11 protein-coding genes are annotated in these 11,762 nt (G+C 52.1%); 5 read left to right on the plus strand and 6 right to left on the minus strand.

The features are described from left to right. Positions 1-134: 134 nt before the first annotated feature. The gene (locus tag ATW55_RS14305; RefSeq protein WP_067719423.1) at positions 135-446 is read right to left on the minus strand and encodes a rhodanese-like domain-containing protein; all 312 of its coding nucleotides are present in this window, start codon (positions 444-446) and stop codon (positions 135-137) included. A gap of 181 nt (positions 447-627) precedes the next feature. On the opposite strand from ATW55_RS14305, the gene ATW55_RS14310 reads away from it, so the two are divergent. From ATW55_RS14310 to ATW55_RS14320, 3 genes are all read left to right on the plus strand, one after another. Beyond that, positions 628-1,062 (plus strand): DUF4395 domain-containing protein, encoded by a 435-nt coding sequence (locus ATW55_RS14310; protein ID WP_067719426.1) that lies wholly within the window; start codon positions 628-630, stop codon positions 1,060-1,062. 290 nt (positions 1,063-1,352) lie between these two features. Further along, the gene (locus ATW55_RS14315; protein ID WP_153005178.1) at positions 1,353-2,360 is read left to right on the plus strand and encodes a phosphodiester glycosidase family protein; all 1,008 of its coding nucleotides are present in this window, start codon (positions 1,353-1,355) and stop codon (positions 2,358-2,360) included. Between the two features lie 179 nt (positions 2,361-2,539). Continuing rightward, complete coding sequence (locus ATW55_RS14320) at positions 2,540-4,579, plus strand: putative bifunctional diguanylate cyclase/phosphodiesterase (protein ID WP_067719433.1); 2,040 nt, start codon at positions 2,540-2,542, stop codon at positions 4,577-4,579. A gap of 63 nt (positions 4,580-4,642) precedes the next feature. Here the strand turns inward: ATW55_RS14320 and ATW55_RS14325 are convergent, their stop codons facing one another. Next, positions 4,643-5,893, minus strand: coding sequence for an aminopeptidase P family protein (locus ATW55_RS14325; RefSeq protein WP_067719436.1), 1,251 nt, complete (start codon positions 5,891-5,893; stop codon positions 4,643-4,645). Between the two features lie 104 nt (positions 5,894-5,997). Between ATW55_RS14325 and ATW55_RS14330 the strand changes: the two genes are divergently transcribed. Then, positions 5,998-6,933, plus strand: coding sequence for a rhodanese-related sulfurtransferase (locus tag ATW55_RS14330; protein WP_067719439.1), 936 nt, complete (start codon positions 5,998-6,000; stop codon positions 6,931-6,933). A gap of 55 nt (positions 6,934-6,988) precedes the next feature. Then, positions 6,989-8,035, plus strand: coding sequence for an XdhC family protein (locus tag ATW55_RS14335; RefSeq protein ID WP_067719442.1), 1,047 nt, complete (start codon positions 6,989-6,991; stop codon positions 8,033-8,035). A 27-nt stretch (positions 8,036-8,062) separates the two neighbouring features. On the opposite strand, the gene ATW55_RS14340 is transcribed toward ATW55_RS14335, so the two are convergent. From ATW55_RS14340 to ATW55_RS14355, 4 genes are read right to left on the minus strand one after another with little or no spacing between them, the layout of a single operon-like run. Continuing rightward, positions 8,063-8,887, minus strand: a complete 825-nt coding sequence (locus ATW55_RS14340; RefSeq protein ID WP_067719446.1) for an SDR family oxidoreductase — start codon at positions 8,885-8,887, stop codon at positions 8,063-8,065. A gap of 25 nt (positions 8,888-8,912) precedes the next feature. Then, positions 8,913-9,701, minus strand: a complete 789-nt coding sequence (locus ATW55_RS14345; protein ID WP_067719450.1) for an enoyl-CoA hydratase/isomerase family protein — start codon at positions 9,699-9,701, stop codon at positions 8,913-8,915. Between the two features lie 4 nt (positions 9,702-9,705). Further along, positions 9,706-10,956, minus strand: coding sequence for an ATP-binding protein (locus ATW55_RS14350; protein ID WP_067719453.1), 1,251 nt, complete (start codon positions 10,954-10,956; stop codon positions 9,706-9,708). Positions 10,957-10,971: 15 nt separating this feature from the next. Beyond that, positions 10,972-11,751 carry a class II aldolase/adducin family protein gene (locus ATW55_RS14355; RefSeq protein WP_082685881.1) on the minus strand — a complete coding sequence of 260 codons (780 nt, stop codon included), beginning with the start codon at positions 11,749-11,751 and terminating at the stop codon, positions 10,972-10,974. Between the last annotated feature and the right edge of the window lie 11 nt (positions 11,752-11,762).

An 11,762-nucleotide genomic window follows, 5' to 3' on the forward strand; every position in this document is an offset into this window, starting at 1 on the left:
TATATACATCATAGAACAGAAAAAAGCACCCTATACAAGGGCGCTAACCTAAAAAATTTTCATCACCGCGATGCGTAGATTGGCTACACCACCGCGCATCCAAATCGATCAGACCTTCGCGGCAATCCTCAGCACTACTCCACGTCGCCAGACCAACCGAGCATTCCGCCGGACAGATTTTTTACATGTTGAAACCCATTCTCCAAAAGAATTTCACACGCGCGCGTGCTGCGTCCGCCGCTGCGGCAGATGATCACCGCTTCTTTATCAGCGTCGATCTCCTTAAGCCGATCAGGCAATTGCCCCAAGGGAATGTTGATCGCGCCTGGAATCTTTCCTTCTGCAACTTCAGACGGCTCCCGAACATCGATCAGCACCACCTTTTCCCCTGCTTTGAGCCGACGGTCAAGATCCGACGATGTTGTATTGACAACTTGTGTTCCCACTGCACATCTCCTCCTTGTTGCGAAATCCTAAAGATCCGCTCCTGCTTGTCATGGTACCACGTTCAATCTGCCAACGTCATCCAGGAACAAACGCGTTTGCGTTTCAAACTTCCACTTGACGCAAATGGATCGATGGTAGACAATACTCATTAAACAAGTCGGATAAAGGGGTATTAAGCGTATGAATCAAACGATACCGCGCCCGCTGATCCGGGCAAACCAATGGATCATCGTCCTGTCTGTCATTGTCTCACTGCTGTTCGGCGCCACATGGGTTCTGCTCGTGCCACTGCTCGCTGGAATCTCCGGATTGGTTTTTGGCAAAAACCCGATCATGCTCGCGGCAAAAGCGGCACTTCGCAAACCGCTCTCCTCTTACATCCAAGAAGATCGCACACAGCAACAGTTTAACCAGTGGATCGCCGTTTCACTACTCGCGGCATGTATGCTCGCGACATGGTTTCACCAACACGTGCTCGCGCTTATCTTTGAGACCATGGTGGGTCTTGCCGCCGCAGTCGCGATCGCGGGGTTTTGCGTCGGTTGCTTCGTGCGGTTTCAGTGGAAACAGTACCAGTACCGCCGACGCACAAGTCAGCTCATCTCGCGCAACTAAACGCCCATCACACCAAGAGGTGTGCCAAACAAACACCGATCGCCCTCGCGCGGTCGGTGTTGCCTTTTTTACCAGAAAATTTCGCTGTATTTCAGATGAATTTCCCAGATAATCGTCAGGTTCATGAACGATGATTGAATTGGATCGACCTAGATTGAAAGGTGCGTATAATAGACTTTATTGTTTTTCCAAAGGAGACGACCATCACGGAACTCAAGACTCACCATCAACAAGATTCGCAGACGACACAAACAAACACCAAACAAGAAGCGTTATCCCGAAATGCCCGCATGAAAAAAAAGCGCCGACTGCGCAGATTCATCGGCTGGGGTATCGCGACGTTCATCGTTGGTACAATTGTCGCGACAAACGGATTTTACAACTTACGCTACATTCTCGCAGAGGATCTGTATACATCCCAGCACCGCTATCTCGCAAAATACTTGCTTCCGGGTTCCAGTCTATCGCAGATCGCGTATCAGTTTATGCATCCTGCGCTCGTCAATTTATTTCCAAGTGGCTCGGCACAGGATGTTAGCGGAGTTCCTACTGCGAGTCAGATTACGAAAAGCATCCAAGTACAAACACTGCATGAGAATGGGTTTACCGCCCATGAGATCACCATCGCGCATCCTTCCTGGCTGCACCTTGTAAAAACCACCGGAGGACCGGATGGCCGCGGACTTACGCTGCGCGAATCGATGAATTTATATCACGCAGTCGCCGGAATCAATGCGGGCGGATTCAACGATCCAGGCGGCGACGGCAACGGCGGGACCCCGATTGGCCTGATCATCATCAACGGCAAACTGATCAGTCCCGCGTCCTATCTTGCCGGGACGAATCAAGTCATGGGCATGACGGCTGGCGGCAAATGGTTTATGGGCGCGTACTCGACGTCATACATGCTTTCTCAGCACGTCAAATACGCCATTCAATTCGGGCCTGAACTGATCGCAAACGGAAAAGTGCTTGTCACTGGCACCGACGGTTGGGGCTACGCGCCGCGCACGGTGATCGGCCAAAAAGCCAACGGAGCTATCGTCTTTTACGTAAATGACGGTCGCTGGGGAAACGGCTTCTGGGATGTCGGCGCGTCGCTCGGCCAAGTTGCTTCGATTTTGGCTAGCCAAGGAGTGGTCAATGCGTTTAACCTCGACGGCGGCGGATCGGCCACGATGATGGTGCATTTCCCTGGAAAGCCAGCACAACTCGTCAACACGCCGGACACAAACAATCCTCCATATGGGATGCGGTTTCTGCCTGACGCGTTCATGATCATACCGCCGCGCGCGTGACAAAGTCAGATCGCGGAAGGGGAGCGGCGGGTTTCTCGCCATCTCCCCTTCTATGTCATTTTTTGTCGAATATTGCCGAAATCACCCATCTTATGGTAGATTCAATTCATGCTTCATTTCTTTGAATCCTTTCGACTTTTCGAAAGCAGACGGCTTATTTCGCATTAGATGCCACCGGAGTGATCTTCATTCTTCAACCTTTCGTGAACGCAGGCTCTCTTCCGACAGAGTGGAACAGCCGCCTTCTCTTGGTGTTTATTCCGTCTTCTCTCGCGGTGCTCGCCATTCTCGGGTTTCACCTGGCGACGCTTTTAGCGCTCTTTGCTCTCGTATTTCTCTATCTTTCAAGCCGCTTTACCGGGCGTTCGCGCATCATTTCACTGATCTTCTCAATCGCTAATATCATTTTTTTCTTTTCGCGGCGCGAAATCCTCCAAAATCCGTGGCACGGATTTGCATTTATTGCCGTATTCGCGACCGTTTCGGCAATGATCGCGCGCGAAACCTTTATGCACCGCAAGATGAACCGTCACCTGAAACGCACGGAACTCCATTATCGAATAATTGCCGAACATACGTCGGATCTGATCGCGGTTTTTAATGAAGACGATGAACTGTTCTATGCCTCACCAAACCATCTCACAATGCTTGGGTATCAACCAAACGAACATGCGCATGAATTCTTTGCAATGATTCATCCTGACGATCTCCCTTTTATTCGAAACGCGTTTACACAAATGGATAAAGCAGAAGACTTTCGCCAATTCGAGTTTCGCATCCGCACACTCAATGATTCTTATCTCCTCCTCGAAACGCATGCGACCGCGATTGCGACAGAATCCGGACGCAGGCATATCGTCACCGTCTCACGCGATATCACAAAACATAGAGCAACCGAGAAAGAAATGCTGACATTGGCATTTCACGATCCTTTGACGCAGTTGCCAAACCGTCGGCGCTTTCGTGAACATGTCCAAGAGACGATCGCGCAAATGCGGAGCTCACAGACGTTTTCTGCACTGGTTCTGATCGATCTAGATCGCTTTAAAACGATCAATGATTCCCTCGGCCACGATTTTGGCGACATGGTTTTGAGGCATGTATCTGAGCGTTTGCGAAACGGGGTGAAATCCAAAGATATGGTTGCCCGTATGGGTGGCGATGAGTTCACCGTGCTTTTGACAGAAATGAATTCCACCTTAGATATTGATCACGTTTGTAACCGAATACTGGATGCGATCGCATCACCCCTCTCCGTAAACGCTCACGTGCTCTACCTTACCGCAAGTCTTGGCGTCGCTTTGATTGAGAAAAAAGAGAGCGACTTTGATACGCTGATGAAACATGCGGACATCGCGATGTATCGCTCAAAACACGCGGGAAGAAATATCGTCACGGTATTCGAGGAAACCTTGCAGGACGAACAGTCGCTTACATTGGAACACGAACTGCGGGAAGGGCTTAGCAACGGAGAAATCACGGTTTATTACCAGCCTCAAATTCATCTGTCAGCAGGAACCATCACCGGCGTGGAGGCATTGGTTCGTTGGCAGCACCCTACGCGCGGGCTGCTCTCCCCGGGGGAGTTCATTCAACTCGCTGAAGAGTGCGGGCTGATCGTCGAATTGGGTGTGATCGTGCTGCGCATGGCCTGTCAGGAGATGAAGCTCTGGGAGCGTCAAGGCATCTCATACGAGACGGTTTGGGTCAATCTCTCTCCGCGCCAGTTTCAGTCACCCGATCTGATCACATCCATTCAGGATGTTCTTCGTGAGACAGGACTTTCTCCAACATCGCTTGGTCTTGAGATCACGGAGAGCCTCGCCATGAAAAATACAGATCTGATCATGAATAAACTGCGCCAACTTCGAGATCTCGGCGTTCGCATTGCCATCGACGATTTTGGGACAGGCTACTCCTCACTCTCCTACCTGCAGCAATTCCCCATCAACGTCATCAAAGTCGACAAGTCCTTCACAAGAATCTCGTCGGATGATCAGAACCCGCGTTTCATAGTGACTGCGATTTTGGCGCTGGCGCGTGAGTTGAATCTGCGCGTGATCGCCGAAGGTATGGAACACATTGAACAGATTCATTGGATGCGTCAAGAGGGTTGTGACTATGCGCAAGGCTATGTCGTGGCGCGTCCCATGACACCTGAGATGCTCACGAAGATGCATAGGGAATTGTGCGACCGTGCTCGCGAACTCATACACTAAACTGCACTAAAGGCCAAGTGAAAAGCCACCGCGCGACGCGGTGGCTTTCGTGATCTGTCTGCGTCAACGCATGTTTTTCATCCACTCAAGCACATCGTCTGCGCGCCTGGGAATCGCCTTTGACAATACGTCATGCCCGTCCTCTGTCACGAGCACATCATCTTCCAAACGAATGCCAATGTCCCACTCCGCAATATAAAGACCTGGTTCCACAGTGACCACCATGCCCGGTTCAAGCAGCGTTTCTTTGCGATCGCCCACATCGTGCGTATCAAGTCCAAGATAGTGCCCAACCGAGTGATAATAATATTGGGAGAGTTGCTCGGACGTCGCCATAACGCCAATGCGCATCAAGCCATCTGCCAAAATGGTTTTCGCACAGTCGTTCAATTCTGTGAATCTGACACCCGGTTTAATCTTTGCAGTCGTCTCTTCGAGCGCCTGGCAAACCACGTCGTACACCTGTCGCTGCCGTTCGCTAAACTCACCCGATACAGGAAAAGTGCGGCTGATATCTGCACAATAGTGCCTATAGGCTGCGCCCAAATCAAAGAGCACAAGCTCTCCATCCTGTACCGCCGCTTGGTTCTCAATGTAGTGAAGCACTGTTGCTCGCGCACCACCTGCGACAATGCTCTCAAACGCATTCTCGCGCGCTCCCTGCAGACGCAGCGCATAGTCAAAACGCGCTTGAAATGCGTATTCATGCTCTCCTGGTCGAAAGCCTGCCAGCATCTGCGAGAGCCCTTCATGCGTAATCTCTATCGCCTTGCGCATCGCGGCAATCTCTGTCTCATCCTTGATCATGCGCATTCTCCACAGTTGTTCATGAATGGTATCCATTCGCAGATACGGGTGTTTCGCACTCATCTCTTTTGCATAATGGTGCGCATCCGAATGAACATGGGAGGAGTGAAGCGGTTCGAGATCCAGGAGAATGGTTTTCACGTGATCGTGAACCAACCATTCAGTCTCATCCCGCGACCACTGATCGAGAAATTGGATGCGTTCGACACCTGATGTGTCCTTCGCTTGATCGGCCGTCAGCATGTAGCCGTCCCACTTTTCACGTTCCGGGTCTGGTCTTGCGATATAAAGCGTCTCCCGAATCTCCCGTTTCGTCTTTATCGCGACAAGGCGAGCATCCTTTGCGTCGATACCGGTAAGATAGTAAAAATTGCGATTCACAGAGAACGGGTAGTGGGCGTCTGCCGAGCGATGTACGGCCGTTCCTGCAAAAAAAACAAGCATGTCCCCTTCCTTCATCACTTTGTAGAGCGCCTGCCGGCGCGTCTGAAATGGCAGCTGATTCATTCATTTCATCCTCTCGTTTTCGTTTCTATGAAATTCTGGTACGATGGTGTGACAAGAACACGGTGCAGTTGCTCCATTGCAACTGCAAAGAAACGAGGAACAACATGAGGCCTGTGACAACTCCTAAACTGGAAAACACTGTGGAGCAGGACTATTTAATCCTTCTCTACTACTATTTTACACCGATTGCAGACCCGCTTGCACTCATGGAAAATCAACGCGAGCTATGCAAAGCACTCTCATTGAAAGGACGCATTCTCATCGCGCCGGAAGGGATTAATGGCACCGTCTCCGGAACGCGCGAACAGGCGATTGCGTATATGGACGCGATGCGTGCAGATGAGCGTTTTCAATCGATGGTTTTTAAAGTCGACGAGGCATCCGGCCACGCGTTCCCAAAACTGAGCGTGAAATACCGCAAAGAAATCGTTCGCTTTGATTCCCCAGTGCCGATCGATCCGACAAAAAAAACAGGCGCACGTCTCTCTCCCAAAGATTGGCTTGAGGCAATGAACCAACCGGATACGATCATCCTTGACGGACGCAGTGACTACGAGTATGACCTTGGCCACTTTCGCGGAGCGATTCGCCCCGATCTAAGTACATTTCGCGAATTCCCGGCATGGATTGATGAGCACCTGAACGTTCCAAAAGATCGTCCGCTGCTCACGTACTGCACCGGTGGGATTCGCTGTGAGAAACTGTCTGCCTATTTGCTTGAAGCAGGGTTCACGAATGTCGCCCAACTCGATGGCGGGATCGTGACATATGGTAAGGATGAAATCGCGCAGGGCGCGCTGTTTGACGGGAAATGCTATGTTTTTGACGAACGGCAGTCTGTACCGATCAATCGCACACAGGATCAGGTCATCGTCGGACGCTGCCATCACTGTGACGCGCCAACCGAGCGATTTATCAATTGCAAATATGATTTCTGTCACAATCAACACCTGGTCTGTGACCATTGCCTCGCCGAACATGAAGGTTTCTGCTCGCCAGACTGCAAGACCCTATACGAGGTATCTACTGCTGTTTCTTGAGGGCGTAATATCGATCGCCTCCAGGCCATTCATGACAGAAAGAGGGTAGATTTTGATGTCCAGACTCTTGGAGGCGCGCGCAATCGTCGAGCGAATCAAAGATGCGTTCACACGTGGGCAGGCTGCCTGCCTTTTGTCAATTACGTCTGTCATCGGTTCGGCCTATCGGCAACCCGGCGCGAAAATGATGATGACGGAAGACGAATCCATGTATGGCACGTTGAGCGGTGGATGCCTCGAAGGCGATCTGTTGAATTACGCACTGGAGGCGATGAGCGACGGACATCCGCGCTTATGCACCTATGACTTGCGCGAGAATGAACTCTGGAGCCTTGGGATCGGCTGCAAAGGCATGGTCGAGATCATGGTGTGGCCTGTTCGGGAAAACGACCCATTCTATCAATCCCTGTTTAGCGCGATCGAATCCGATCACCCTGTCACGATGATCATGGAGTTGCCAGCGGGGGGGCGAGCGCTCCTCTCTGGCGACGATCTGATCTATACCGAGTGCCAAATTGAACCTGAAGTGGTGGAGCACGGACGCGCGCGGGCAACCACGCGAACGCGTGCAGAATGCATCGCTGCAGGGCAAAAAAACTATTTTGTCGACACAATGCGAAAGCCCGAACACCTCGTCATCTGCGGCGCAGGCCATGACGCGATTCCACTGTGCGCGATGGCACAGCAGGTTGGATTCGCAGTGACCATCCTTGATCCTCGCAAGGCATTCAACCAAGCAGAGCGCTTTCCTGGGGCGAATCACCACGTGGCCGAAGCAGACTCGGTTGATCAAGCAATGTTTGCTGACGCGTTTTGGGTCATCATGAATCACCATCAAGCCCGTGATGAGGCTTCGATCGCTCTGGCTGCGCGCACGAATCCGCGCTATATCGGTGTACTCGGCCCACTCGCAAGAACAAAAGAGATGCTGGAAGCCACCCAGTTGACGCTTGTCGACGGTCCTTTTCACGCACCTGTCGGCCTGGATCTTGGCAGCGAAACCGTTGAGGAAGTGGCCGTCAGCATTCTCTCTGAACTGATGGCTGCGCGCAGCGGACGATCTGCTACGCCGCTTCACGCGCGCGAAAAGGTGCACTCGTAAGATTCTCGGCGCAAGAAGACTCGATTATTACGGCGTTCCTTTGCGAAAGGTTGGCATTTCTGCAAACCTTTCCAACATCCCTTTGCCAAGCCAGGCGCCGCCGTCCATCGTCAACACTTCTCCTGTGATAAATGAAGCGTCTGGGCTGAGCAAAAACGCCGCAGCTTTGCCGACCTCGCTCGTCTGCCCAAGTCGCTTGGCCGGGATCGATTGGCGCACCGCCTCAACCACCTCATCTGGAAACAGGCGCTCCTGTCCGCCTGTACCTTCGATGGGCCCAGGTGCAATCGCATTGATTTGCAGGTCATAGGGCGCCCACTCAACGGCGAGAGATCGTGTCAGTGCGACCACTCCCGCCTTGGCGGCGGCCGAATGGACAACACCAGGCGAACCATGCCAGGCGTATGTCGCCACGATATTGATGATTTTTCCGCCCTCCCCCCGCTCGATCATGTCTTCGCCAAAGACTTTTGTGCAATAAAAAGTGCCATTCAATACAATGTCAATCACGGTTTTCCATCCGTTGTACGACAGCTTGCGGGTGGGTACGAGAAAATTGCCGGCCGCATTGTTAACAAGAAAATCGATCCCTCTTCGCGTCTGTTTAACCGTTTTTAAAAGCGCCTCAATCTGATCGGTGTTTCGCACATCCATGATGTGCGCTTCAATCGAACCGCCTTGTGCAGTCACCTCTGCGACCGCAGGCGTCAGGTTTTCCAGCGAGCGACTGGCGATGATGACATGCGCCCCTCGCGCTGCGAGCTCTTTTGCAATTCCTTTGCCAATCCCAGTTCCTCCCCCTGTCACGAGTGCAACCTTCCCGGCAAATAGCCGATCCTGAACCTGGCTCATTCGTTCACCCACCCCACACAAAAAGTTATTTCCCAGTAAACTGCGGCGCCCGTTTTTCAAGAAAAGACTGGATACCCTCTCTCACATCTTCAGACGCAAAACACTGGTGAATCGCCGTCCACTCCAGTTTGAGTTGATCCGCGAGAGAATGATCGTAGGTTCCTGCGAGCAGCCGCTTTGAATGCGTCAAGGCAAGCGGCGGGCCCGCGGCCAGTTCGCGGGCTATTTTCATGACCTCTTCCTGGAACGTTGCGCGCGCAAATACGCGATTCACGATGCGCAGCGCGTTCGCCTCATCCGCCGTCACCGTACGCCCCGTCATGATGAGTTCTGTCGCGTCAGCCATCCCACAAAGTCGCGGCAAAAAATACGTCACACCGGCGTCCGGCGACAGTCCGCGCCGGATGTAGCCCGTCGTGAGCGTGGCATCTTCTGCGATGTAGCGAAGATCGCACGCGAGGGCGAGCGCAAGGCCCGCACCAGCCGCAATACCATTCATCGCCGCGATGACCGGTTTGTCACACGCAGTCACTGCCAGCGCCTGCCGCCCTACCCACCCAAGTGGATCAAGCTGCACTGCGCGCGACCGTTGACTTTCCTTTTCAAGCGACTGCGAAGTGAGATCGAGTCCCGCGCAAAAACCTCTTCCCGCACCTGTTAAAACGACAACGCGCACCTCGTCGTCACGCGACGCGTCTGCCAGCGCCTTTACGAGTTCGTCTGCCAGCGCTTCATGGAGCGCGTTCAACCGCTCCGGTCGATTCAGCGTAATGACGCGCACTCCGTCGATCTGCGCAATCTTCAATTCCTCCATGTCATCACCCTTCACGTGCGATTGGAAAGAGAATGGTAAAAACGGTACCCACGCCTTTTTCACTCATCACGTGCACCTGTCCTTTCATCATTTCAATGATGGAATAAGAAACCATCATGCCAAGGCCCGTGCCATTGGCTTTATTTGAATAAAACGGAATGCCGAGTCGCTTGACTTCCTCATCTGTCATGCCCACACCCTGATCCTGAATCGCAATCGCGAGTTGCTTGTTTAAGCGCGAGAGTCGCACCGTTAATGTCCCACCCTCACTCATCGCCTCAATGCCATTTTTCATGATGTTGATCAGCGCCTGATAAAGCTTCCCGCGATCGCCTATGATGTATGTCTCTTGACAATGAAGAAAAACCGTCACATTGACGCCATGCCCGACACCATAGGAATACATAAGGTCAGAAACGTGACGAAGTTCTGCCGTTACTTCGATTTCTTCCACACTTGCGAGTTCTGGGCGGGCATAGACCAAATAATCGTTAATAATCTGTTCTGCATGCGCCAGATCTTCTTCAATCAAGGACAGGTATGCATTCTGTTTCTCCTCATGAATTGGCGTTTCCCGCAAAAGCTGCACAAATCCCTTTGCCACCGTCAAGGGATTTCGTATCTCATGTGCGAAGGCTGCGGCGAGTTCACGAGCAAACGACAGTTTTTCATAGCCGAAGATGCGCTCTCGCATGCGCGTAAGCTCATTGAAAATCTCCACCAGCATCACATTGATCCAGCCGACCGCCAGGTTTAAAAGAATCAAATAGAGATTATTTGCTTCACATATGCCTGTCACGCGCACAAGAAGAGCGACGTGGAGCGTCGTCGCTCCCACCAACAGCACAACGAAAAGAACATTTCGCCAGATCAGTCTCTGTTTGAGATAAAAGTCCGAGAGTGCCGCGACAAACGGAAAAAGCACCACGGAGGTCACGGCAAAACCGGTCGCATGTGCCGTGCCATCCAAAATCCACTCCATCCCGAGCGTCGCCGCAAAAAGTACGGTCGCCGCCTGCACGCCAGAGTAGAGTGAACCAATCAAGAGTGGGACAAGTTCAAAATTATAGTCAAGCTTGCCTGTCACCGAAATCGGAACAAGAATACAGGACAGGATTGTCACCAGTGAGCGGATCGTTCGTACCGTGGACTGCATCTCGCGCAGTCGCGAGAAAGATTGAACCATGAAATAATCGACAAACACCAAAACAATAATGATCAAAAAATTTAACAGGACTGACGTGCCAGTATTCATTGGCAACTCCTTGACTCACTCGAACAGATCGGGCTGCTCACGGGAGATTTTGTCCCACAATGGTTGAAAACTAAACCATCCTGCTTGATGAGAACCCACTTGCTGTGCAGTGAGCGCCGCGTATGGAGGATCAATCAAAACAGGTTCTCCAACCGCTTCTGCGAGCAATTGCGCCTGACACGAACGCTCCATCGTGATAAACCACCAGGCTGCCTCATCAACACTCTGCCCCACCGTCAACAAACCGTGATTGCGCAAGATTGCCGCTTTGGTTGTCCCAAGCGTCGCGCTGATGCGTTTTCCCTCTTCAAGATCGTAGACGACCCCAGTATAATCATCAAAGAGAACGTGATCTTCATAAAAAGCGCACGCGTCTTGCGTGATCGGTTCAAGCAGGCGTCCGAGGCTCGACCACGCCTTGCCATACACAGAATGCGCGTGTGCCGCTGCGATCACGTCAGGTCGCGCAAGGTGAACCTGTGAGTGAATGGCAAATGCCGCAGCGTTTAGCGCACCTTTGCCTTCCACGATCTCCCCGGCGTGATTGACCAGCAGCAGATCAGAAACTCGAATATGACCAAAATGCATGCCGAATGGATTGACCCAGAATTGATCCCGATGTTCAGGATCGCGCACAGTGATATGGCCCGCGACACCTTCATTAAATCCAAAGAGCGAGAATAGACGAAAAGCGCCAGCCAACCGCTCTTTGCGGTGACGACGCTCTTCTTCAACGCTTTCAAAAGAAGGCATAACGCCTCGCTTGTTAGGACCAAGACCTGAACCTGTCATCATGTGCACCCTCT

It is taken from the genome of Ferroacidibacillus organovorans, assembly GCF_001516615.1.
Classification (GTDB): Bacteria; Bacillota; Bacilli; order Alicyclobacillales; family SLC66; genus Ferroacidibacillus; species Ferroacidibacillus ferrooxidans_B.

Coding starts and splice junctions, on each gene's coding strand:
- ATW55_RS14310 (WP_067719426.1), top strand. CDS start 628: ATGAATCAAACGATACCGCGCCCGCTGATCCGGGCAAACCAATGGATC.
- ATW55_RS14315 (WP_153005178.1), top strand. CDS start 1,353: ATGAAAAAAAAGCGCCGACTGCGCAGATTCATCGGCTGGGGTATCGCG.
- ATW55_RS14325 (WP_067719436.1), bottom strand. CDS start 5,893: ATGAATCAGCTGCCATTTCAGACGCGCCGGCAGGCGCTCTACAAAGTG.
- ATW55_RS14330 (WP_067719439.1), top strand. CDS start 5,998: ATGAGGCCTGTGACAACTCCTAAACTGGAAAACACTGTGGAGCAGGAC.
- ATW55_RS14335 (WP_067719442.1), top strand. CDS start 6,989: ATGTCCAGACTCTTGGAGGCGCGCGCAATCGTCGAGCGAATCAAAGAT.
- ATW55_RS14340 (WP_067719446.1), bottom strand. CDS start 8,887: ATGAGCCAGGTTCAGGATCGGCTATTTGCCGGGAAGGTTGCACTCGTG.
- ATW55_RS14345 (WP_067719450.1), bottom strand. CDS start 9,701: ATGGAGGAATTGAAGATTGCGCAGATCGACGGAGTGCGCGTCATTACG.
- ATW55_RS14350 (WP_067719453.1), bottom strand. CDS start 10,956: ATGAATACTGGCACGTCAGTCCTGTTAAATTTTTTGATCATTATTGTT.
- ATW55_RS14355 (WP_082685881.1), bottom strand. CDS start 11,751: ATGATGACAGGTTCAGGTCTTGGTCCTAACAAGCGAGGCGTTATGCCT.